Here is a 21,851-nt window from a genome sequence, read left to right as displayed (position 1 = left end):
CGTCACCGGCGCGGCCCGCCGGATCGGCCTGGAGGCCGCCCGGCACCTGACTGCGCGGGGCGCCCGCGTCAGTGCTGCTCGGCCTCGAGCCCGCCGAGCTGCGCGCCCGCGCCGCCGAGCTCGGCGACCGCGCCATGGCCCGAGGGCGCCGACGTCACCGACGCCGCGCGTCGGCGCGTGACCCTCAGGGCGCGGCGCCCCCGCGCAGGGCCGCGGCCTCCTCGGCCAGCCGGCCCTCGAGGACCGCGTCGCGCAGGCGCGTCATGAGGCGGCGTACGAACGCGAGGTTGTGCACGACGAGCAGCCGCAGCCCCGTCAGCTCGCGGTTGGCGACGAGGTAGCGCAGGTAGCCGCGGGTGTTGCCCGCCGCGCACGTCGGGCACGGGCAGCCGTCGAAGATCGGCTCGTCGCTGTCGCGCCAGCGCGAGGCGGTCAGGTCCACGCGCCAGCGGCGGTCCGGCGCGGGGATGAGCGCCACGCCGTGGCGGCCGAGCCGGGTGGGCATCGCGCAGTCGAACGTGTCGATGCCCAGCTCGACGCCGCGGATGAGGTCGTCGATGTCGCCGATGCCCAGCAGGTGGCGCGGCGCGGTCTCGGCCGCCCCGCCCAGCACCGACGTCGCCCAGTCGACGACCTCGTACATCTGGGGCTTGTCGGCGCCCAGCGAGCCGCCGATGGCGATGCCGTCGGCGCCCGAGGCGGCGATCGTCTCCGCCGAGGCCTTGCGCAGGTCCTCGTGCACCCCGCCCTGGACGATCCCGTAGACGAGCTGGCCCTCCGGCCCGTGGCGCCCGTGCCAGTCCAGGCAGCGCTGCAGCCAGCGGTGGGTGCGCTCCGTGGAGCGCGCCGTGTAGTCGCGGGTCACGTTGAACGGCGTGCACTCATCGAAGACCAGCGCGATGTCGGACCTCAGCGAGGCCTGGATCTCCATGGAGGTCTCCGGCGCCAGGAAGCGCTGCGAGCCGTCGATGTGCGACCGGAAGCGCACGCCGTCCTCGGTGATCTCCAGCGTTTTGCCGTGGCGCTGCCCGCCGTGGGCGGCACGGCCCTTGATCTCGTCGGCGACGGTCCCGTGGCCCATGGAGAAGACCTGGAAGCCGCCGGAGTCGGTGATGATCGGCTGGTCCCAGCGCATGAACTCGTGCAGGCCGCCAAAGCGCTCGATGCGGTCGTGGCCGGGGTCCAGGAACAGGTGATAGGTGTTGCCGAGCACCATGTCGTAGCCGAGGTCGCGGACCTCGGCCGGGACGAGACCCTTGACCGTGGCCTTCGTGGCCAGCGGGACGAACGCCGGCGTGCGGACGTCGCCGTGGCCGGTGCTCAGGATCCCGGCGCGCGCTCGGGAGCCGGGGTCGCGCGCGAGGATCTGCAGGGGGGCGGGCATCGGCGCCCGATCCTAGGCGGACCGGGCGCCGGGCGCCCCGAGGCGCGGGCCGTGCCTCAGGAGGTGGCGGCCTGCTCGGCCGCGCGGCCCTCGATCGGGGTCGGCGCGTCGCCGACCTGGATCTGCAGCCGGCGCGGCTTGCGCTCGGCGGGCTTGGGGATGCGGACCTCGAGGACCCCGCGGTCGAACGATGCGCTGATCGCGTCGCCGTCGACGCCCTCGGGCAGGGTCAGCGAGCGGCGGAAGGTGCCCGACGCGCGCTCGATGCGGTGGAAGCCGTCGCGGCGGACCTCCTGCTCGGCGTGGCGCTCGCCGGAGACCGTGAGCACGTTCTCCTCGAGCGAGAGCTCGACGTCGGTCTCGGCCACGCCGGGGAGGTCGGCGCGCAGCACGAAGTGGTCGTCGGTCTCCACGAGGTCCATCGCCGGGATCCACCGGCGCGGGGCGCCGGGGCCGTCGGGCGTGCCGGCGGCGGGGGCGTCGAAGAACGTGCTGAACAGGCGGTTCATCTCGCCCTGCAGGGCGTTGAGCTCGCGCGCGGGCTCCCAGCGGATGAGTGCCATGGTGTTGCCTCCTGGTGGATCACGGTACGTTGCTGGCTACGCAGTATGAAATCTCAGTCTGTTCATGTCAAGTCCGCAGACGTTCCGACCCGCAGCGGTCCGGCGTCGTAGGGTGGGGCCATGCGCCGCCTCGGAACCAGCGATCTCGACGTCAGCCCCCTCTGCCTCGGGGGCAACGTCTTCGGGTGGACCGCGGACGAGGACGCCTCGTTCGCCGTCCTGGACGCCTACGTCGCGGCGGGGGGCAACTTCATCGACACGGCCGACACGTACTCCTCGTGGGCCCCGGGCCACACGGGCGGCGAGTCCGAGGCCGTCATCGGCCGCTGGCTGGCCGCGCGCGGCAACCGCGATGACGTCGTCATCGCCACCAAGGTCGGCAAGATGCCCGGCTCGGAGGGCCTGTCGGCACAGACGATCCGCCGGGCGGCCGAGGCCTCCCTGCAGCGGCTGCAGACCGACCGCATCGACGTCTACTACGCCCACGCCGACGACGAGGACACGCCGCTGGCCGAGACGCTCGGCGCGTTCGGCGAGCTCGTCGCGGCCGGCATGGTCCGCCACGTCGCCGCGTCGAACTACACCGCGCCGCGCCTGGCCGAGGCCCTCGCGGTGGCCGAGCGCGAGGGCCTGCCGCGCTACGTCGCGCTACAGACCCACTACAACCTGGTCGAGCGCGGCTACGAGGACGACCTCGCGGAGGTCGTCGCCGCCCACGGACTCGGCACGCTGCCCCACTGGGCGCTGGCCAAGGGCTTCCTGACCGGCAAGTACCGGCCCGGCGGGCCGGAGGTCGACAGCCCGCGGGCACCGGCCGCCTCGGTCTACCTGGACCGCGGGGTCCCCGTGCTCGAGGCGCTCGACGAGGTCGCGCGGGAGCAGGACACGACGGTGCCCGCCGTGGCCCTGGCGTGGCTGGCGGCCCAGCCCACGGTCGTCTGCCCGGTCGCCAGCGCGCGCAACCTCGAGCAGCTCGCCGACCTCCTGCCGGCTCAGGACCTGACCCTCACCGACGCGCAGGTCGCGCGCCTGACGGACGCCTCGGCCTGAGCCCGCCCGCGCGATGAGCACCCGGATCACGCTGGACCGGATCGGCCTCGTCGTCCACCCCAACCGCCCGCTGGACCGCGCGATCGACACGCTGCGCGCCTGGGCGCAGGCCCGCGGCGCGGCGGTCGTGCAGGTGCCCATCGACGGCCAGGACCGGGTGGTCGCCGAGCACGGCGACGCCGGGTCCTGCGACCTGCTCGTCGCCCTGGGCGGCGACGGCACCACGCTGGCCGCGCTGCACGCCGCGGCCGCGGCGGGGCGGCCCGTGCTCGGCGTCGCCTGCGGCAGCCTCGGCGCGCTGACCGCGACGTCGGCCGCCGACCTCGGCATCGCGCTGCAGGCCCTCGGCGCCGGCGACTGGACGCCGCGGCGGCTGCCGGGCATCGCGGTGACGCCGGGCGACGGCGGGCCGTTCGTCGCCCTCAACGACCTCGTCGTCGTCCGCCGGGGCGCCAGCCAGGCCACCGTCGGCATCCAGGTCGACGACGAGCTCTACGTGCGCTTCGCGGGCGACGGCATCATCGTCGCGACCCCGCTGGGGTCCAGCGCCTACACCCTGGCCGCGGGTGGCCCGGTCCTGGCCCCCGGGGCGCGCAACCTCGTCCTCACCCCGCTGGCGCCCCACGGCGGCTGCTGCCCGCCCATCGTCGTCGCCCCCGAGCACGACGTGACGATCACCGTCGAGCCCGGCTGGGGCGGCGCCCGTCTGGAGTCCGACGGCCAGATCCGCGACGCGGCGCCGGCCACGCTGCGGATCGCATGGCGCGACGACCAGGCCACCCTGGTGGACTTCGCCGGCACCGAGGGCACGCTCGGCGGGCTGCGGCGGCGCGGCATCCTGGCCGACAGCCCGCGCGTGACGGCCCGCGACGGCCGCGACGGCGCCCTCGGGCCCTGCTGAGCGTCAGCGGATGGAGCGCCGGGCCAGCGCGATCGCCTGCCCCGCCGTGCGGGCGGTGACGAAGTTGGGCCCCGTCGGGATGACCTCGCCCTGGGCGGGGAACAGCCCGTAGCGCGCCCGCTCGGCCAGCAGCACGACGGGAAGGTAGCCCTGGAGGTAGCCCTGCTGGTCGACCGCGAACGCCAGGCGGCCGCGCTTGACGGCGGCGAGCACGTCGGGGCCCAGGTCGAACGTCGCGGCGGTGACGCCCTGCGTGCCGCGCAGCGCCTGCACGGTCGCCAGCCCGCTCACCGCGTTGCAGGCCAGCACGCCGTCGGCGTGCGCGGCGCGCACCGCGCGCGCGATGCGTCCGGGCGCCGTGGCGGCCACGTCGTCGATGCGGATCATCGTCGAGCGCCCGCCCGCCTCGCGCATCGCCCGCGCCAGGCCCGCGCAGCGCGCATCGAGCCCCACGTTGACGATCTTGAGGTTCACGCAGACGGCCCGTCGCACGCCGGCCGCGGCCAGCCGCCGGCCGGACTTGTAGCCCGCGACGTCCTCGGGCTGGCCGACATGGGCCAGCACGCCGAGCTTGGCGTACATGTCGCTGCCCGAGTTGATGGTCACCACGGGGATGCCCGCGGCGACCGCGCGGCGGATGGTCGGCGCCAGCCCGGCCTCGGGCAGCGAGACCACGAGCCCGTCGGGATGCGCCGCGACGGCTTGGTCGATGAGCGCGACCATCGTCTGCAGGCTGTAGACGTCGGGCGCGCGGTAGGTCACGTCGGCGTCGACCTGCCGCGCGGCGGCGTCGACGCCGTTGCGAACGATGGCCCAGAACGCGCTCGAGGCCTGCCCGTGGGTGACGACCCAGATCCGCACGTTCGTGCCCCGGGGCGCCGCCGTGCCGGCCTCGCCGCGCGCCGGCGGCGTGCCCTTGATCGTCACCGGCGCCTCGCGCTCGGTCGTCGTCTGGCCGCAGCCCAGGGCGCCAAGCCCCAGCGCGATCGCCACGACGGTGCTCGCCCAACGCCTCATGAACCGACCTCCTCCACCGGGATCCGCGCCCGCAGGCGGGTGCCGCCCCCGGCGGGCTCTCGATGTCCAGCCGCCCGTCGACCGCCGCGACGCGGTCGTAGAGCCCGCGCAGCCCGCTGCCGCCGTCCGCGCGCGCACCGCCGACGCCGTCGTCGGCCACGTCGACCCAGACCGCGCCGGGCTCGTGGCGCACCTCGACGGTGACCTCGGTCGCCGATGCGTACTTGGCGACGTTGGTCAGCGCCTCGGCGACGATGAAGTAGGCGGCCGCCTCGACGGGCTCGGGCAGGCGCCCGTCGACGGCGACGTCGGCGAACACCGGCACGGGCGAGCGCTCGGCCAGCGAGGACACCGCCGGCGCGAGGCCACGGTCGGTCAGGATCGTCGGGTGGATCCCGCGGGCCAGCTCGCGCAGCTCGGCCAGCGCGCTGGAGAGCCGCTCGCTCAGCCCGTCGACCATCGCCGAGAGCTCCGGGTCGTCGCCCATGCGCCCGCGCAGCAGGCGCAGCTCCAGCGCGAGCGCCACGAGCTGCTGCTGGGCGCCGTCGTGCAGGTCGCGCTCGATGCGCCGGCGCGCCCCGTCGGTGGCCTCCACGATCCGCAGGCGCGACTCGCGCAGCTCCTCCAGACGCGCCCGCAGGTCGGCCTTCAGGCGCTCGTTGTCGATGGCCAGCGACGACGCCGCGGCCGCGGCCTGCACGAGCTCGCTCGACGTGTCCAGCGCGGCGTCGTGGACGATGGCGGCGACGGGGATGCCATCGCGCTCGACGGCCGTCCAGGCCCGGCCCGACTGCGGATCGGGCAGCTCGACGCGGCGCCCCACGTCGTCGACGAACATCGCGCGGTCGGGCAGCCAGTAGGCGATGGAGACCGAGTGGTCGCCGAGGCTCTCGGCCAGCAGCTCGCGCACCGGGGCCGCCGTGGCCACGCGCGGCAGCAGCAGCGCGCGGCTCGTCGTCGACAGCAGCGCCTGCACCGCCTCCAGGACCGCGAGCGTCACGACCGCCGCCGGCAGCGCCAGCGCCCAGAGCACGAGCCCCAGCGCGGGCCCCATCGCCCACGGCCCGACGTAGTCGACGCTGCCCAGGCCGCCGACGGCCTGCACCCCGAGCTGGAGCAGCGCGGCCAGGACGACCACGGGCGCCAGGGCCACGAGCAGCAGCGCGAGCGTCAGCGGCGCCCGCAGGGCCAGGATGCTCACCACGCGCCACAGGGTGCGGTCCGACAGCACGTCCAGGGTGCGCCGCCAGCCGCCGCCGGGCGACGGCGCCCCCATCGGCAGCGGCGGGATCCGCGCCCCGAGCAGGCGGTTGGCCGCCCGGCGGTCCAGGCCCACCAGGCGGCGGCAGGCCGCCGCGCAGCCCAGCAGCAGCGGCAGCCCGATCCCGGCCACGCTCAGCGCGGCCCCGATGACCAGGCCGAGCACGGCGAGCACCCCGAGCACCACGATCGGGACGCTCGCGGCGAGGTAGGTGATCGCCTGCGCCGCACGCCCCAGCCGGCGCCGGAGGGCGAGGTCGGCGATCACGGGACGCGCTCCACGACCACGGTCCCCGACGAGCTGAGGGCCTGGATGGCGAACGGCGCGTCGGCGGCGTTGACGATGCCGCGCACGATCGGCCCGGTCCCGGAGGTCGACGCGTCGACGCGATAGCGGCCGCCCGGCACCTGGGCCCGCACGGCGCCCGTCGTCGAGCGCAGCGCCAGGCGCTGGGGCGCGCAGGCGGTGCGGGCGGCGACGTCGCCGGAGCCCTCGGCCTGGGCCTGGAGGAGGAAGCCGCAGAAGCCGTCGACGTCGATGTCGCCGTCGCGGGTCGTGATCCGCGCCGAGCCGCGGTAGCCGCGCAGGTCGACCGAGCCCCCGCTCGTGCGGATGTCGAGCGCGAGATTGTCGGGCACCGCGACGCGGTAGCGCACCGTGCAGGCGTGCAGCACGGTCTTCGGGCAGCGCGAGCGCACGGTGAAGACCCCGCCCGTGACGGTGCGGCGCACCTCCGGGCCGTGCCCGAAGCCGTAGTGGTCGACGTGCGACACGGCCACGGAGGCCGACCGCCCGGCGCCGACGACGACCAGGTCGGCGTTGCCGAGGTCCAGGCTCAGGCCCTCGAGGGCGCCCGAGACGCTGTAGGAGACCCGCCGTTCGTGCGCGGCGGCCACGCTCCAGGCGACCATCCCCACGACGACGACCCCCACGATCGCGCCCGACACGGCCACGACGCGTCCCCACGGCGAGAGGCGCGGTGCACGTGGGACGACAGGCACGCCAGCACTCTAGAGCGGCCGCCAGGTGGCGGGCGGGTCCTCCGGTCAGCAGCCGCAGTCGGCGGCGGCCGTGGCGCCGGGCAGCACCCGGGCCCACACGTCGCCCAGCACGTCGAGCTCGCCCTCGGTGAGGTGCTCGAGGAAGAGCGCGCGGACGAGGGCCAGGTGCGTCGCCCGCGCGGCGGCGAGCTTCTCGTGGCCCTCGCTGGTGAGCTTGGCGAACGCGCCGCGGGCATCGCTGGCGCAGGACTCGCGCACGAGCAGGCCGTCGCGCTCGAGGCGGTCGACGAGCCGCGTCAGGCCGCTGCGGCTGAGCACGACCGACGCCGCGAGGTCGCACATGCGCATCTTCTCGCCCTCGGCGTCGGCGAGGTACTTCAGGACCTCGTAGGACGTCAGCGGGAGCCGGTGCTGGGTGTCGAGCTCGGTGTCGAGGGCCTTGGTCAGCGAGGCGTGCACGCGCATGAGGCCGCGCCAGGCCTTCAGCTCACGCTCGTCCAGGATCTCTCCGGCGGCGGCAGGGACGTTCGACAGGCTCGAGATGCGCGCATGGTTGCACGAACAACCGCTCCGCGCCACCCGCGCGCTCAGGCGCGCTCGAGCACGACCACGGGGATCTCGCGGTCGGTCTTGGTCTGGTACTGGTCGTAGGCCGGCCACTCGGCGGTCATGATCTTCCAGAGCTCGGGCTTCTCCTCCGGGGTGGCGTCCCGCGCGAGCGCGGCGAACTTGTCGGCCTTGACCTGGACGGTGACCTCGGGGTTGGCCTTGAGGTTGACGTACCAGGCCGGCGGCTCGGGCGCCCCGCCCTTGGAGGCGACGATCAGCAGATCGCCGTCGTGCTCGCCGTAGATCAGCGGCGCCTTGCGCTCCTCGCCGCTCTTGGCCCCGGTCGTGGTGAGGATGAGGGCACGCGTGCCCTGCCACTCGTGGCCCTCGGCCCCGTCGGTGGCCTCGTAGCGGTCGATGTGCTCCTGTCCGAACAGCATGGCAGCAGTCTAGCCCGCGTCCGTGCGGGCTCAGGGGCGCCGGGCGCCGTCGACGCGCTCGCGCAGCGCGGTGCGCGTGGCGTGCCAGGCGCACTCCAGCCGCACCGCGGTGTCCCGCAGCCGGGTCCCGTCGGCGCCCTCGCGGCCGAGGGCCTCCATCTCGGAGGCCAGCTCGTTGAGCAGGCCCGCGCCGACGGCCAGGCAGCCGCCCCGCAGCCGATGGGCGCCGTGGGCGACCTCGGTGTGGTCGACGCCCTCGGCGGCCAGCACGAGGCGCTCGACGATCTCCGGGGTGGAGTCCAGGAACGCGTGCACGACGTCGCGGACGACCTCGGGCGGGAAGTCGCGGTGCAGGTCGCCGAAGCGGTCCTCGTCGAGCGCCCGCGACACGTGCGCGCCGGCCCCCTGCGCCCCGTCGTCGGCGCGCGGGTGCAGCCAGCGCTCGAGGACGACGTCGAGCTCGTCGGGCCGCAGCGGCTTGGCGAGGTAGTCGTCCATGCCGGCGGCCAGGCAGCGCTCGCGGTCGCCGGCCATCGCGTGGGCGGTCATCGCGATGACGGGGACGTGGCGCCCGCCGTCGCCCTCGGCCGCCCGGATGCGCCGGGTGGCCTCGTAGCCGTCGAGCTCGGGCATCTGGCAGTCCATGAACACCAGGTCGATGTCGTCGGCGCCGGCCTTCCGGACCGCGTCGGTCCCGGTCGCCGCCGCGACCGTGCGGTGACCGCGGCGCTCGAGGAGCTTCTCCATGAGGATCCGGTTGACGTCATGGTCCTCGGCGATGAGGATCCGCGCGCGGTCGCGCTGCTCGTGCATGTCGGGCCCTTCCTCGTCGCGGCGCCGGGCGGCCGCCGGGCGGCGAGCCAGGGGCGCCTGGTGCATGGCCGAGGCGATCGCGTCGTAAAGCCGCGACTGGCGCACCGGCTTGGTCAGGAACTCGGTCACGCCGGCCTCGCGCGCCGCGGCCTGGCCCGTGCCCGAGGAGGTGAGCATGACCATGCGGGTGTGGCGCAGGGGCGGGTCGTCCACGATCCGCCGGGCGAGCTGCACGCCGTCCATCCCGGGCATGTTGTAGTCCAGGACGGCGACGTCGAACGGCTCGCCGCGGTCGGCGGCCTCCCCCAGCCGCGCCAGCGCCGACTCGCCGTCGGCGCACGTCATCACGCGCATGCCCCAGGACCCCAGGTAGGCCTCGAGCACGCGCAGGTTCGTGGCGGTGTCGTCGACCGCGATGACCTTCAGCCCGCGCAGCTCGACCTGCGGCGCGATCGCCGTGGGCTCGGCGCTGGCGGGCGGGAACGCGATCGCAAAGCCGAACGTGCTGCCCCGGCCGGGCGTGCTGGCCACGTCGAGCCGGCCGCCCATGATCTCCACGAGCTGGCGGCTGATGCTCAACCCCAGGCCCGTGCCGCCGAAGCGCCGCGTGGTCGACGCGTCGGCCTGCTGGAAGGACTCGAACAGGCGCTCGAGGTCCTTCTCGCGGATGCCGATCCCCGTGTCGCGCACCGTGAAGCGCACGCGGATCGCGGCGTCGCGGTCGGCGGCCGGCCCCGGCTCGCGGCGCACCTCGACGGCCACCTCGCCGCCGGGCGTGAACTTGACGGCGTTGGACAGCAGGTTGGTCAGGATCTGCGCCAGCCGCCCGCGGTCCCCGCGCACGGCGTGCGGCACGTCGTCATGGATGAGGACCGCAAGCTCCAGGCCCTTGGCGTGGGCCGTGGCGGCGACGACGTCGCAGGTCGTCTCGACGAGCTCGGGCAGGTCGAAGTCGCGCTGCTCGAGCTCGAGGTGGCCGGCCTCGATCTTCGAGATGTCCAGGATGTCGTTGATCACGGCCAGCAGCTGCTCGCCCGAGGCGCGGGCCGTCGAGGCGTACTCGTGCTGCTCGGCGTCCAGCGGCGTGTCGAGCAGCAGCTCGTTCATCCCGATGACGCCGTTGAGGGGCGTCCGGATCTCGTGGCTCATGTTGGCCAGGAACGAGGACTTCATGCGCGAGGCCTCCTCGGCCCTGGTGCGCGCCTCGGCCGAGTCGGCCTCGCGGCGGATGCGGCGCACGGTGAACAGCGCGAGCGCGGCCAGCAGCGCGATCGACAGCGCCAGGCCCGCCACGGCGATCACGATGGCGCGGGAGGCGGAATGGTCGGCCGCGGCGCCGCGGCGGTCGCTCAGCGCCAGTTCGCCCGTGCGCAGCGCGTCGAAGCGGCCGCGCAGATCGTCGACGAGCCGCTTGCCCTCCGCGGTCATCGCGACGACGGCGGCCCGGTCGGCGCCCACCGGCGTCGCTGCGGCCGGCCGCGCGTAGCCGGTGCGGTAGCGCTCGACGCGGGCGACGACGTCGGCCAGGCGGGCCCGCTGGCCCGGGTCGGTGAGCGCCGCCCGCAGCCGGGCCTCCAGCGCCGGCATCGCGCGGTCGGCCGCGACGTAGGGCGCGAGGAAGCGGTCCTGGCCGGTGAGCAGCCGCCCCCGGACGCCGGTCTCGAGGTCGACGACGAGCCGGTTGTAGCGCGAGATGAGCACGACGGTGCGCTCGGTGTCGCGCGCCTTGCGCGAGTCGTCGCGCACGTCGGCCAGCGCCGTGAGGAGCACGGCGAAGATCGCACCCATGATCACCACGACGAGGGCGAACGCGCCCAGCGTCGGGCGGATCAGGCGCCGTTGGTCGGCCCCCTTGCCCATCAGCCGCACCGGAGTCTAGAGCGCTCAGCGCTGCTCCAGCGTCGGTCTGCGGACTACGCCAGCAGCGAGCGACCGGTCATCGCCGCGGGCTGGTCCTCGCCCAGGAGTGCCAGCACCGTGGGCGCCACATCGGCCAGCACGCCGCCGTCGCGCAGGGATACGGCGGTCTGCGTCACGATGAGGGGCACGGGGTTCAGCGAGTGCGCCGTGTCGGGCGACCCGTCGTCCTCGAGCATCTCGTCCGCGTTGCCGTGGTCGGCGGTGATGACGAGTGCCCCGCCGGTCTCCTGGACGGCCGCGACGACGGCGCCGAGGCAGGCGTCGACGGTCTCCACGGCGGTGATCACGGCCGGGATGACGCCGGTGTGGCCGACCATGTCGGCATTGGCGAAGTTGATGATCCCGAAGGTCGGACCGTCCTCGCGCCAGGCGGCGATGAACGCGTCGGCGGCCTCGCGGGCGCTCATCTCGGGCTTGAAGTCGTAGGTCGGCACGTCGCGCGGCGAGGCCACGAGCTCACGGCGCTCGCCGGCCTCGGGCTGCTCCTCGCCGCCGCCGAAGAAGTACGTCACGTGCGGGTACTTCTCGGTCTCGGCCACGTGCAGCTGCTTGCGCCCGGCCGCGGCGATGACCTTCGTCAGCGTCGTCTCGGGCCGGTGCGGCGGGAAGGCCACCGGCCACGGCCAGCCCTCCTCGTACTCGGTCAGCGTCGTGTGGAGGGCGACCTTCGGGCCGAGGGCCTCGGTGAGCTGGCGCATGCGGTCGGGACGGAAGTTGAAGGCGATGACCGAGTCCTGCGGGCGGATGCGCGCCTCGCCGTCGACCGTCGTCGCAGCGATGAACTCGTCGCCGCGCGGGTCGCGCTCGTAGGCGTCGCGCACGGCCTGCACCGCCTCGGGGCTGTGGTGCTCGGAGACGCCGTCGAGCAGGAGGTCCAGCGCCGCCTTGGTGCGCTCCTCGCGCTTGTCGCGGTCCATGGCGTAGTAGCGGCCGATGACCGAGCCGATGCGCGCGCGGGCGGGCGCGGGGACCGCGTCGCACCAGGCCTGGACCTGCTCGACGAACGCCACGCCGCCGCTGGGCGACGTGTCGCGCCCGTCGGTGAACGCGTGGACGACGATGTCGGGGACGCCGCGCTCGCCGGCCAGGCGGATGAGCGCCTCCAGGTGCGTCCAGCCCGAGTGCACGCCGCCGTCGCTGACCAGGCCGATGAGGTGGACGCGCTCGAAGCCGTCCATCGCGGCGGCCAGCGCCGCGTTGTCGCCCAGCGTGCCGTCGGTGACGGCCTCGTCGATCCGCGTGAGGTCCTGCTTGACGACGGCGCCGGCGCCGAGGTTGAGATGGCCGACCTCGCTGTTGCCCATCTGGCCCTCGGGCAGCCCCACGGCCAGGCCGCCCGCGGCCAGCGTGGTGTGCGGGTAGCGCGCCCAGAGGTCGTCGAAGACCGGCGTGTCGGCGAGATCGACGGCGTTGCCGGGCCCGGGCTCGGCGATGCCCCAGCCGTCGAGGACCACGAGCACGACCCGGTCGACGAGGCCGCTCATGAGCGCGGCACGGCCTCGACGATGGCGGTGAACTGCGAGACGTCCAGCGACGCGCCGCCGATGAGGCCGCCGTCGCAGTCGGGCAGCGCAAGCAGGTCGGCGGCGTTGTCGGGCTTCATCGAGCCGCCGTAGAGGATGCGCGACCGCTTGGACTGCTCCTTGTCGCGGTCGGCGACCAGGGCGCGGACGAACGCCAGCGCGTCCTGGGCCTGCTCGAGTGTGGCGACGTGACCGGTGCCGATGGCCCAGACGGGCTCGTAGGCCAGGATGACGTCGCCGAGCCGGTCGGACGGCACCTTCTCCAGGCCCTCCTGGACCTGGTGGCGCAGCCGGCGCTCCGTGTCGCCCTTCTCGCGCTCCTCCTCGGTCTCGCCGACGCAGAGGATGACCTGCAGGCCTGCCTCCAGCGCCGCGGGCACCTTGAGCTGCAGCGCCCTGTCGGTCTCGCCGAAGTACGTGCGCCGCTCGGAGTGCCCGAGGACGACGCCGCCGACCTCGAGCTCGGCGAGCATCGGGGCCGACACCTCGCCGGTGAAGGCGCCCTGCGGCTCATGGTGCATGTTCTGCGCGAACACCCCCAGCTGCGAGCCGCGCGTGGAGTCCACGGCGGCCTGCAGCGCCGTGAACGGCACGCAGATCGCGACGTCGGCGTGGTCGACGGTCGACAGCCGCGGCAGCAGCGCGGCGATGCGCTCGTCCGTCTCGGCGACCGTGCCGTGCATCTTCCAGTTGCCCGCGATCAGCGGTGTCCTCATGACAGCACCTCCACGCCCGGAAGCGTCTTTCCCTCGATCAGCTCGAGCGAGGCGCCGCCACCCGTGGACAGGTGCGTCACCTCGGCCTCGAGCCCGAACTGCCGGAGCGCCGCCGCGCTGTCACCGCCGCCGACGACCGTGGTCCCCTGCGCCTGGGCCACCGCCTCGGCCACCGCGCGCGTACCGGGCGCGAAGGGCTCCAGCTCGAACGCGCCCATCGGGCCGTTCCAGAACACCGTGCCCGCGCCGGCGACGACCTCGGCGTAGGCCTGCGCCGTGCGCGGCCCGACGTCGAGGCCCATGAGGCCGTCCGGGACGTCGACCCCGTCGACCGCCGTCACGGGGGTGTCGGCCGAGAAGGCCTCGCCGCAGACCAGGTCGACGGGCAGCCGGACCTTGTCGCCGCCGGCCTCCAGCACGCGGCGGGCGGGCTCGACGCCCTCCTCCTCGCACAGCGAGGACCCGACCGCGTGGCCCTGGGCCTTGAAGAACGGGAAGCACATCGCGCCGCCGATCAGGATCACGTCGGCCGTGTCCAGGAACGCCTCCAGGACGCCGATCTTGTCGGTGACCTTGGCGCCGCCGACGATCGCGACCAGCGGGCGCTGCGGGGCCTCGAGGATGCCCTGCAGCGTCCGCACCTCGCGCGCGAGCAGCAGGCCGGCCGCGCTGGGCAGCAGGTGCGCGACGGCGTGGTTGGACGCGTGGGCGCGGTGCGCCGCGCCGAAGGCGTCGTCGACGTAGGCGTCGGCCAGCGCCGCGTAGCGCTGGGCCAGCGCGGGGTCGTCCTTGGTCTCGCCGGGCTCGTAGCGGACGTTCTCGAGCATGACGACGTCGCCGTCGGGCACGTGGTCGAGGTCGGGGGCCAGCGGGACGCTGGTGTCCAGCAGCTCGCCCAGGCGGCGGGCGACCGGCGCGAGCGAGAACTCGGGCTCGCGGTCCTTGGGCCGCCCCAGATGGGCGGCCAGGAGCAGACGCGCGCCGCGCCCCTGCAGCTCGTGCAGGGTCGGCAGCGCGGCCCGGATCCGTGCGTCGTCGCCGATGACGCCGTCCTTGAGCGGGACGTTGAAGTCCACGCGGACCAGCACGCGCCTGCCCTCGAGGTCCCCGAGGTCGTCGAGCGTTCTCAAAGGACCTTCTGCACCAGGTCGACGAGGCGGTTGGAGTAGCCCCACTCGTTGTCGTACCAGCTGACGACCTTGACCAGCGTGTCGTCGAGCACCGAGGTCAGGCCCCCGTCGACGATCGAGGAGAACGGGTTGGTCACGATGTCGGAGGAGACGATCGGGTCCTCGGTGTACTGCAGGATGCCCGCGAGGTCGCCGGTGTCGGCCTTGCCCCGGAACAGCTCCCTGATCTCGTCGACGCTCGTCGCGCGGTCGGCCTCGAACGTGAGGTCCACGAGCGAGCCCGTCGGGATCGGCGCACGCACCGCGAAGCCGTGCAGCTTGCCGTTGAGCTCGGGCAGCACGAGCCCGACGGCCTTGGCGGCGCCGGTCGAGGTCGGCACGAGGTTGACGGCGGCGGCCCGGGCGCGCCGGAGGTCCTTGTGCGGGGCGTCCTGGAGGTTCTGGTCGGCCGTGTAGGCGTGGATCGTCGTCATCAGGCCGTGCTTGATGCCGATCGCGTCGTTGAGCACCTTGGCGAACGGCGCGAGGCAGTTCGTGGTGCACGACGCGTTGGAGATGACGTGGTGGGCGTCCTTGTCGTACTTGTCGAAGTTGACGCCCAGCACGACCGTGATGTCCTCGTCGCTGGCCGGCGCCGAGATGATGACCTTGCTCGCGCCCGCGTCCAGGTGCTTGGCCGCGTCGGCGCGCTTGGTGAAGAACCCGGTGGACTCGATGACGACGTCGACGCCCAGGTCGCCCCAGCCCAGGGCGGACGGGTCGCGCTCGGCGAGCACCTTCAGCTCGGTGCCGTCGACGACGATGCCGGCGTCGGAGACCTCGACGGTGCCCGGGTACGGGCCCAGGATCGAGTCGTACTTGAGCAGGTGCGCGAGCGTGGCGGAGTCGGTCAGGTCGTTCACCGCGACCCACTCGATGTCGGCCTGCTGGGCCTGGGCGGCACGGAAGAGGTTGCGGCCGATGCGGCCGAAGCCGTTGATGCCGACGCGTACGGGCATGCTCGTGTCAGTCCTTCCTGGGAGGCGCGATCAGGGGGCCCAGCGGACCCTATCGACCCCCGCGGTCAGTGTCCGCCCGCGACGACCTCGAGGCGCAGGCCGTCCGGGTCGAGCAGGTAGGCCGCGTAGTAGCGCGGCCCGTACTCGGGCCGCGGCGCGGGGATGCCGCCGGGGCCGTCGGGCCGGCCGCCGGCCTCCACCGCGGCGGCGTAGGCGGCGTCGACCGCCGCCCGGCCGCTGGCGCTCACCGCGACGTGGCCGAAGCCCGGTGCCGGCGGCCGCCCGCGCTGCACGATCCAGAAGCGCGGCTCGTGCCGGCCGTAGGCGACCGCCGAGGGGGCGTCGTGGACGCGGCGCAGCCCGAGGCGGGCGAAGACCGCGTCGTAGAAGCGGGCCGATCGCGCGAGGTCGGAGACCTCGAGCCCCACGTGGTCCAGCACGCCTAGGCCTTCCGGCCTACGTCGCGGTGCTCGACCTCGACGACGACGTCGTCGCGCCCTCCGAAATGCCGGGCGAGGTGCTCGATGATGGCCACGGAGCGGTGGCGGCCGCCCGTGCAGCCCACCGCGAGCGAGAGGTGCGACTTGCCCTCCTCCTCGTACTGGGGCACGAGGAACTCCAGCAGCGGGACGAGGTGCAGGTACAGCTGCTCGAGCTTGCCCTCGCGCCCGACGTACTCGACGATCCGCGGGTCCAGCCCGGTCAGCGGCCGCAGCTCGGGCACGTAGTGGGGGTTGGGCAGGAAGCGGACGTCGAAGACCAGGTCGGCGTCGCGCGGCGGCCCGTGCTTGAAGCCGAAGCTCTGGAACGTGACGGCCAGCCGCCCACGCGAGCTGCGCGGCAGCAGCTCGTCGGCGATGCGCCGGCGCAGGTGCGAGGCCTTCAGGCCCGACGAGTCGATGATGAAGTCCGCGTGGTCCTTGATCGGGCCGAGCATCGTGCGCTCAGCCGCGATGCCCGCGGCGATGCTGCCCTCGGGCGACAGCGGGTGGCGGCGCCGCGTCTCCTTGTAGCGGTCCATGAGGGTGAGGTCGTCGGCGTCGAGGAACAGGACGCGGCTGGGCAGGCCGCGCGCCTGGAGATCCTCGATGACGCCCTCCAGCGGCTCGAAGAACTCGCCGCCGCGCACGTCGGAGACCACGGCCGCCCGCTCGACCTTGGAGCCCTCGTGCGTGAACAGCTCGACGAGCGAGCGGATCATCTCGGGCGGCAGGTTGTCGACGCAGAAGTAGCCGGCGTCCTCGAAGACGGCCATCGCGGTCGACTTGCCCGCGCCCGAGTACCCCGAGATCACGACGAGGTCCTCGAGCCGCGTGTCGGCTCCGGGGCGCCCGTTCTCCGCCGTGTCCTCCATGTCGCACATCATGACGGGCGCCGCGGACCGGCCGGGTAGGGTCGCGGGCGTGAGCGCCCATCGCCACCATGTCGTCCCCGGCGTGCGGGAGCACCCGAGCCGGTTCGTCCCGCGCTTCCACTGGGAGCTGCTGGTGTGCGGGCTGGGGGGCCACGAGCTCGTGGGCACCGACGCGCGGCGGCTGCGCCCGTCCGACGCCGTCGTGGCCCGCGACGTCGACGGCGTGCGCTGGCACCGGTGCCTGCGCTGCGACTCGTGGCTGCCGCTGGCGCCGCCCGAGCAGCCCGCGCGCGACCACCCGCCCGAGCGCGAGGAGATCGAGCTCCCGCTGCGCGGGCGCCCGCTGCGCGACCGCGTGGTCCTGCGGCTCATCGCCCTCAACCGCGCGCTGCACTTCCTCGGGCTCGGGCTGCTCGGCATGGCGATCCTGCTCTTCAGCGCCAACCGCGCCGACCTGCGCGACGTGGTCCTGCGCGTGGTCACCGACGTCAGCGGCGAGTCCTCGAGCGCCAGCGCCGCCCAGCACGGGCTGCGCCACCGCGTCGACCAGCTCTTCAGCCTCCGCTCGAGCCGCCTGCACCTCTTCGCCGCGATCGCGCTCGTGTACGCCTCGGTGGAAGGGCTGGAGGCCGTGGGGCTGTGGTGGGGCAGGCGCTGGGCGGAGTACCTCACGCTCGTCGTGACCGCCTCGCTGCTGCCGCTGGAGGTCTACGAGCTCAGCCAGCACGTGACCGCGTTCAAGATCGTGGCCTTCGTCGTCAACGTCGCCGTCGTCGCCTACCTGCTCTACGCCAAGCGCCTGTTCGGCATCCGCGGCGGCGCCGCCGCCGACGAGGCGCTGCGCGAGCGCGACGTCGGCTGGCCGGCGCTCGAGGCGGCGACGCCGGCCGCGGGACCCTGAGGAGCGCTCGCCCGGGGGCGAGGTTCCTTCCGCGGGGGTTCGCCCAGAGGGCGAACCCCGCAGCCACGCCGGACGCCGGTGACTAGAACGCGCCCATGAGCTGCGGCGCGACCTGCTTCTTGCGGCTCATGACGCCGGGCAGGTCGATGATGCCCTCGTCGGCCTCGGTGCCGAAGGCGCGCTCGGCGGCGGCCACGTCGCCCGCCACCAGCAGCTGCGTGTGCTTGGCCAGGATGTCGGTGACCATGAGCGCGCTGAGCAGGTGGCCGTTGCGATCGTGCTGGACGCGCAGGCCGTCGCGCAGCTCGCTGATGCGGTCCACGAGCACCTCGCCGGCGGTCTCGACCTGGGCGATGCTCACCAGGCCCTCCCCCGTCTCGTACTCCTTGTGGTCGCGGTTGAGGAGCTCCTCGATCGGCGCGTCGGCCGCGTCGGAGCCGCTCTCGAACATCTCGCGCCCGAAGCGCTCGGGGTCGAGGCCGAGCCTCCCGGCGAGATGGCCGACGGCGAGGCGGTCGCGCTCGGTCGTCGTGGGCGAGTTGAGGATGACGGTGTCCGACAGGATCGCGCCGAGCAGGACGACCGCGGTCGGCCGCGTCGGCTCGACCTGGGCCTGGCGGAAGCGCTCGACGACGAGCGTCGACGTCGAGCCGACCGGGTCGAACGTCGCCCGGACGGGGACCCGCGTCTCGATCGAGCCGATGTGATGGTGGTCGAGGATCTCGACGATGTGCGCCTTCTCGATCCCCGGCACGCTCTGGGCCTGCTCGGCGTGGTCGACGAGCAGGACGTGGCGGCGCTCGGGGTTGACGAGGTGCGAGCGGCGCAGCAGGCCGGTCGGGCGCCCGTCGCGGTCCACGACGACCGCGGCCCGGTAGTGCACGTCCTTGATGAGCTCGCTGACGTCGTCGAGGACGTCGTTGCCACGGACGGTCAGCGGATCGGCATCCATGAGCGCGCTGCACGGCGCGGCCAGGGTCGTCATGCGGCCGCAGACGTAGCTGTCCAGCGGTGACAGCACGACCGCGGTGCCGCGCTCGCGCGCGAGGCGCAGGGTGTCGTCGTCGGGCGCCACGCCGTTGGAGACGACCAGGAGCGCGACGTCGCGCTCGATCGCCAGCCGCTGCGCGTCGGTGCGGTTGCCGACGACGACCACATCGCCGGCGCTGATGCCGCTCTGGGCCCAGCCCGCGTCCATCGCGAAGACCCACACGCGGCCGGCCACGGGCCCGTCCTCGCCGGCGACCTGGCGGCCGCTGACCGAGGCGGCGATGGCCGCGACGCGCGTCGGGGTGTCGACGAGCGTCGAGGCCGCGCGCGACTCGCGGATGTAGCGGCGGGCCAGCGCGCGCTCGGTCATCACGCCGGCCAGGCGGCCGTCGTGGTCGACGATCGGCACGATGTCGAGGCGGTCCTGGGCCATCGTGAGGCCGACCTCGCGGACAGGATCGTCGACGCCCGCGGCGTAGAACTCCTCCTGCATCACGTCGCGCACCCGGAGCATCACGTGCGCCAGGAACGCCGGCTCGGCCGCCCCGGCCTGGCCGAGCACCCAGCGCGTCTGGGCGTTGAGGTCGCCGAGGCGCACCGGCACGTAGGTGTTGTCGGGGTCCAGCCGTCCCTGCAGCTCGGCGTAGCCGATCGCGGCGGCGATCGAGTCCGTGTCGGGGTTGCGGTGGCCGGTGACGTGGATGATCGACACTGGCCGCCATTGTGCCGTGCGCGGGCGCGCCGCCGCGGTCACGCGCGCCCGCGTCGGCTCAGCGGCCCGGCGGGGCGAAGCCCGGCGGCAGCCCGGCCCCGGCGCCCCAGCGCCCGAGCGGCACGATGCCGCCGTCGACGACGACGCCGAGCCGCGGCGCCCCGCCGCCGCCGGTCGTCCGCGGAGGTCGTCGTGGCACGTCGGCGCTCACCGGACGATCCGATGGCGCGAAGGTGGGGTCATGCCCCGCCAACGCGCCATCGGCCCCCGGCCACGTCGGCGGACGACCGCGGACGCCCGGGCCCGACGCGCCGCGCGGCGCGCCTCGGCCCCCGCCTACCGCCCCGTCCGCGTCCGGTGCAGGAACGTGTAGAGGTCGCGGGCCGTCTTGCCCGGGAGGCCCGGGACGGCCTCGAGCTGCTCGCGCGTCGCCTCCAGCACGGCGTCGGGCGAGCCGAAGTGGTGCAGCAGCGTGCGCTTGCGCGCCTCGCCGATGCCCGGCAGGTCGTCGAGGACCGACGTCGTCATGGCACGGTCGCGCCGGGTGCGGTGGTGGGTGATCGCGAACCGGTGCGCCTCGTCGCGCACGCGCTGCAGGAGCTGGAGCGCCGGCGTGTCGTGCCCCAGCACGATCGGGTCGGCGCGGCCGGGGACGAAGACCTCCTCGATGCGCTTGGCCAGCGACACGACCGCGACCCCGCGGTCCAGGAACCCGCGCAGCGCCTCCACGCCGGCGGAGAGCTGGCCCTTGCCGCCGTCGATGACGATGAGGTTGGGCAGCGTCGCGAACGACTCGTTGCGGTCGGGGTCGTGCGGCGAGAGGTCCTGCTGGCGCTCCCAGTTGGCCAGCCGCCGCGACAGCACCTCCGACATGGAGGCGAAGTCGTCGGGGACGCCCTCCTCCCCACCCCGGATCGTGAAGCGCCGGTAGTCGGCCTTCTTCGGCGCGCCGCCCTCGAAGACGACCATCGACGCGACGGTGTGCGTCCCCATGAGGTTGGAGATGTCGAAGCACTCGACCCGCAGCGGCAGCGCGTCGAGCCCGAGGACCTCCTGGAGGTCGTCGAGCGCGACCACGCGCTGCTGGCGCGACCGCTCGGCCTTCAGCCGCTCCTGGTCGAGCGCGAGGCGGGCGTTGCGCTCGGCGAGGTCCAGGAGCCGGCGCTTGTCGCCGCGCTCGGCCGTGCGCACCTCGACGCCCGCCCCCCGGCGCTCGGTCAGCAGCTCGGCCAGCGGCTCCAGGTCCTCGACCTCGGGCTGGACGATGACCTGGGGCGGGATGACGGTGGCCTCGCCGTAGTACTGCAACAGGAACTCCTGGGCGACCTCGCCGATCCCGCCCTCCTGGATGTTGTCGAGGTAGAACGACTGGCGGTCGGAGAGGACCCCGTCGCGCAGCTGGAAGACCTGGGCGTTGGCGTCGGTGCCGTCGGCGGCGACCGCGACGACGTCGGCCGAGCCGTGCGACTCGCTGGCCACGCGCTGCTTCTGCAGCAGCGACCGCACCGCGGCCAGCCGGTTGCGCTCCAGCGCCGCCTGCTCGAACTCCTGCGCGGCGGCGGCGGACTTCATCCGTACCTCGAGGTCGCGCTCGATCTCGCGGTAGCGCCCCGACAGGAACGCGCGGACGCCGTCGATGGACTCCATGTACTGCGCGCGGTCGACGCCGTAGTCGACGCAGGGCGCCCCGCAGCGCTTGATGTAGTAGTCCAGGCACGGCGAGCCCGACCGCCGGCCGGGCTCGGCCCCGTTGCACGAGCGGTACTGGAAGACCTTGCCCAGCGTCTCCAGCGTCGACCGCGTCCGCTTCGCGCTCGAGTAGGGCCCGAAGTAGAGCCGCGTCTTGCGGTGGCGCTCGCGCGTGAAGTAGACGCGCGGGAACGGCTCGTCCATCGAGATCGCGATGTAGGGATAGGACTTGTCGTCGCGCAGCCGGATGTTGAACTGCGGCTGGTACTGCTTGATGAAGTTCTGCTCGACCAGCAGGGCCTCGGTCTCGGAGGAGACCAGGATGAACTCGACGCCGTCGATGGCGTCGACCATCTGGAACGCGCCGCGCGTCACCGGGTTGGAGAAGTGGCTGGCCACGCGCTTCTTGATCGACTTGGCCTTGCCGACGTAGATCACCTTCTGGCGCTCGTCGCGGAACAGGTAGACGCCCGGCCCGTCGGGCAGGTTGCGGCGCTGCTCGGCCAGGCGGCTGCGGCGGTCCTCCGATGACGATGTCGTCGACACCGGCTCCGAGGATAGGCGCGCCCGCGGGCGTTGCGCGCGCCCGGTCTAGGGTATGGCGCACCCGTGCCCAGCGCCGACCAGATCCGGGCCGCCGCCCGCGAGCAGCTCGGGCACGACGAGCTGCGCCCGGGCCAGCTCGAGGGCGTCCTGGCCGTCACCGACCCCGCTCATCCCCGCGACGCGCTGGTCGTCATGGCGACGGGCTCGGGCAAGTCGGCGATCTACCAGCTCGCGGGCTGGTTCCTGCCGGGGCCGACCGTCGTCGTCTCCCCGCTCATCGCGCTGCAGCGCGACCAGGTCCAGCAGGCCGAGGGGGCGAGGCCGCCGAGCTGAACTCAACGCTGACGCACGCCCGCCGTGAGGAGGTGCTCCGCGCGCTGGAGGCCGGCGAGA

General features: G+C 74.2%; 20 protein-coding genes and 1 pseudogene. 4 read left to right on the top strand and 17 right to left on the bottom strand.

Features of this window, described 5'->3' with window-relative positions; all coding sequences use genetic code 11:
- Positions 1-184: 184 nt before the first annotated feature.
- Together tgt and FSW04_RS10065 are read right to left on the bottom strand one after the other, a co-directional pair.
- Positions 185-1,384, bottom strand: coding sequence for a tRNA guanosine(34) transglycosylase Tgt (tgt, locus tag FSW04_RS10070; protein ID WP_146918837.1), 1,200 nt, complete (start codon positions 1,382-1,384; stop codon positions 185-187).
- A gap of 56 nt (positions 1,385-1,440) precedes the next feature.
- On the bottom strand, positions 1,441-1,947 hold the full coding sequence (locus FSW04_RS10065) for an Hsp20/alpha crystallin family protein (protein WP_146918835.1): 507 nt from the start codon (positions 1,945-1,947) through the stop codon (positions 1,441-1,443).
- A 120-nt stretch (positions 1,948-2,067) separates the two neighbouring features.
- Here FSW04_RS10065 and FSW04_RS10060 point away from each other — a divergent pair, with 120 nt between their 5' ends.
- Both FSW04_RS10060 and FSW04_RS10055 read left to right on the top strand, forming a co-directional pair.
- Positions 2,068-2,997 (top strand): aldo/keto reductase, encoded by a 930-nt coding sequence (locus FSW04_RS10060; protein WP_146918832.1) that lies wholly within the window; start codon positions 2,068-2,070, stop codon positions 2,995-2,997.
- 13 nt (positions 2,998-3,010) lie between these two features.
- On the top strand, positions 3,011-3,898 hold the full coding sequence (locus FSW04_RS10055; protein ID WP_146918830.1) for an NAD(+)/NADH kinase: 888 nt from the start codon (positions 3,011-3,013) through the stop codon (positions 3,896-3,898).
- A gap of 3 nt (positions 3,899-3,901) precedes the next feature.
- Here the strand turns inward: FSW04_RS10055 and FSW04_RS10050 are convergent, their stop codons facing one another.
- The 12 genes and pseudogenes from FSW04_RS10050 to rapZ form a co-directional block, all read right to left on the bottom strand.
- Positions 3,902-4,915, bottom strand: a complete 1,014-nt coding sequence (locus FSW04_RS10050) for a substrate-binding domain-containing protein (protein ID WP_146918828.1) — start codon at positions 4,913-4,915, stop codon at positions 3,902-3,904.
- Between the two features lie 442 nt (positions 4,916-5,357).
- Positions 5,358-6,341: pseudogene (locus tag FSW04_RS28420) on the bottom strand (sensor domain-containing protein); the annotation flags it as partial.
- Positions 6,342-6,439: 98 nt separating this feature from the next.
- Complete coding sequence (locus FSW04_RS28415; protein WP_146918826.1) at positions 6,440-7,177, bottom strand: DUF4097 family beta strand repeat-containing protein; 738 nt, start codon at positions 7,175-7,177, stop codon at positions 6,440-6,442.
- 45 nt (positions 7,178-7,222) lie between these two features.
- Positions 7,223-7,756 carry a MarR family winged helix-turn-helix transcriptional regulator gene (locus FSW04_RS10035; protein ID WP_228431101.1) on the bottom strand — a complete coding sequence of 178 codons (534 nt, stop codon included), beginning with the start codon at positions 7,754-7,756 and terminating at the stop codon, positions 7,223-7,225.
- A gap of 8 nt (positions 7,757-7,764) precedes the next feature.
- Positions 7,765-8,166, bottom strand: coding sequence for a nitroreductase family deazaflavin-dependent oxidoreductase (locus tag FSW04_RS10030; RefSeq protein WP_146918824.1), 402 nt, complete (start codon positions 8,164-8,166; stop codon positions 7,765-7,767).
- Between the two features lie 30 nt (positions 8,167-8,196).
- Positions 8,197-10,839: a response regulator gene (locus FSW04_RS10025; RefSeq protein ID WP_146918822.1), complete on the bottom strand. Its 2,643-nt coding sequence runs from the start codon at positions 10,837-10,839 to the stop codon at positions 8,197-8,199.
- A gap of 53 nt (positions 10,840-10,892) precedes the next feature.
- Positions 10,893-12,383, bottom strand: a complete 1,491-nt coding sequence (gpmI, locus tag FSW04_RS10020; protein ID WP_146918820.1) for a 2,3-bisphosphoglycerate-independent phosphoglycerate mutase — start codon at positions 12,381-12,383, stop codon at positions 10,893-10,895.
- Complete coding sequence (tpiA, locus tag FSW04_RS10015) at positions 12,380-13,138, bottom strand: triose-phosphate isomerase (protein WP_146918818.1); 759 nt, start codon at positions 13,136-13,138, stop codon at positions 12,380-12,382. The genes gpmI and tpiA overlap by 4 nt, the downstream gene beginning before the upstream one ends.
- On the bottom strand, positions 13,135-14,268 hold the full coding sequence (locus FSW04_RS10010; RefSeq protein WP_146918816.1) for a phosphoglycerate kinase: 1,134 nt from the start codon (positions 14,266-14,268) through the stop codon (positions 13,135-13,137). Before FSW04_RS10010 ends, tpiA begins: the two co-directional genes overlap by 4 nt.
- Positions 14,265-15,266 carry a type I glyceraldehyde-3-phosphate dehydrogenase gene (gap, locus tag FSW04_RS10005; RefSeq protein WP_146918814.1) on the bottom strand — a complete coding sequence of 334 codons (1,002 nt, stop codon included), beginning with the start codon at positions 15,264-15,266 and terminating at the stop codon, positions 14,265-14,267. The genes FSW04_RS10010 and gap overlap by 4 nt, the downstream gene beginning before the upstream one ends.
- A 65-nt stretch (positions 15,267-15,331) precedes the next feature.
- Positions 15,332-15,706 (bottom strand): VOC family protein, encoded by a 375-nt coding sequence (locus FSW04_RS10000; protein ID WP_146918811.1) that lies wholly within the window; start codon positions 15,704-15,706, stop codon positions 15,332-15,334.
- 2 nt (positions 15,707-15,708) lie between these two features.
- Positions 15,709-16,620: an RNase adapter RapZ gene (rapZ, locus tag FSW04_RS09995; RefSeq protein ID WP_146918809.1), complete on the bottom strand. Its 912-nt coding sequence runs from the start codon at positions 16,618-16,620 to the stop codon at positions 15,709-15,711.
- Between the two features lie 49 nt (positions 16,621-16,669).
- Between rapZ and FSW04_RS09990 the strand changes: the two genes are divergently transcribed.
- Positions 16,670-17,521, top strand: coding sequence for a DUF2127 domain-containing protein (locus FSW04_RS09990; RefSeq protein ID WP_228431099.1), 852 nt, complete (start codon positions 16,670-16,672; stop codon positions 17,519-17,521).
- A gap of 82 nt (positions 17,522-17,603) precedes the next feature.
- On the opposite strand, the gene FSW04_RS09985 is transcribed toward FSW04_RS09990, so the two are convergent.
- The 3 genes from FSW04_RS09985 to uvrC all read right to left on the bottom strand — a co-directional run bounded on the left by FSW04_RS09985 (position 17,604) and on the right by uvrC (position 21,458).
- Positions 17,604-19,223: a putative manganese-dependent inorganic diphosphatase gene (locus tag FSW04_RS09985; RefSeq protein WP_187369381.1), complete on the bottom strand. Its 1,620-nt coding sequence runs from the start codon at positions 19,221-19,223 to the stop codon at positions 17,604-17,606.
- A gap of 58 nt (positions 19,224-19,281) precedes the next feature.
- The gene (locus FSW04_RS25820) at positions 19,282-19,434 is read right to left on the bottom strand and encodes a hypothetical protein (protein ID WP_187369380.1); all 153 of its coding nucleotides are present in this window, start codon (positions 19,432-19,434) and stop codon (positions 19,282-19,284) included.
- 125 nt (positions 19,435-19,559) lie between these two features.
- Positions 19,560-21,458 carry an excinuclease ABC subunit UvrC gene (gene uvrC / locus FSW04_RS09980; protein ID WP_146918803.1) on the bottom strand — a complete coding sequence of 633 codons (1,899 nt, stop codon included), beginning with the start codon at positions 21,456-21,458 and terminating at the stop codon, positions 19,560-19,562.
- A gap of 63 nt (positions 21,459-21,521) precedes the next feature.
- On the opposite strand from uvrC, the gene FSW04_RS27010 reads away from it, so the two are divergent.
- Entirely contained in the window at positions 21,522-21,791 is a 270-nt protein-coding gene (locus FSW04_RS27010; RefSeq protein WP_228431098.1) for a DEAD/DEAH box helicase, read from the top strand.
- Positions 21,792-21,851: the final 60 nt, after the last annotated feature.

The organism is Baekduia soli (genome assembly GCF_007970665.1).
GTDB classification, from domain to species: Bacteria; Actinomycetota; Thermoleophilia; order Solirubrobacterales; family Solirubrobacteraceae; genus Baekduia; species Baekduia soli.
Note: the sequence above shows the minus strand (reverse complement) of the source record. Positions and strands in the feature narration are given on the sequence as shown.

Bases quoted from the DNA above. Each gene is read 5' to 3' on its own strand.
- tgt (WP_146918837.1), bottom strand. From the start codon at position 1,384: ATGCCCGCCCCCCTGCAGATCCTCGCGCGCGACCCCGGCTCCCGAGCG.
- FSW04_RS10065 (WP_146918835.1), bottom strand. From the start codon at position 1,947: ATGGCACTCATCCGCTGGGAGCCCGCGCGCGAGCTCAACGCCCTGCAG.
- FSW04_RS10060 (WP_146918832.1), top strand. From the start codon at position 2,068: ATGCGCCGCCTCGGAACCAGCGATCTCGACGTCAGCCCCCTCTGCCTC.
- FSW04_RS10055 (WP_146918830.1), top strand. From the start codon at position 3,011: ATGAGCACCCGGATCACGCTGGACCGGATCGGCCTCGTCGTCCACCCC.
- FSW04_RS10050 (WP_146918828.1), bottom strand. From the start codon at position 4,915: ATGAGGCGTTGGGCGAGCACCGTCGTGGCGATCGCGCTGGGGCTTGGC.
- FSW04_RS10030 (WP_146918824.1), bottom strand. From the start codon at position 8,166: ATGCTGTTCGGACAGGAGCACATCGACCGCTACGAGGCCACCGACGGG.
- FSW04_RS10025 (WP_146918822.1), bottom strand. From the start codon at position 10,839: ATGGGCAAGGGGGCCGACCAACGGCGCCTGATCCGCCCGACGCTGGGC.
- gpmI (WP_146918820.1), bottom strand. From the start codon at position 12,383: ATGAGCGGCCTCGTCGACCGGGTCGTGCTCGTGGTCCTCGACGGCTGG.
- tpiA (WP_146918818.1), bottom strand. From the start codon at position 13,138: ATGAGGACACCGCTGATCGCGGGCAACTGGAAGATGCACGGCACGGTC.
- gap (WP_146918814.1), bottom strand. From the start codon at position 15,266: ATGCCCGTACGCGTCGGCATCAACGGCTTCGGCCGCATCGGCCGCAAC.
- rapZ (WP_146918809.1), bottom strand. From the start codon at position 16,620: ATGGAGGACACGGCGGAGAACGGGCGCCCCGGAGCCGACACGCGGCTC.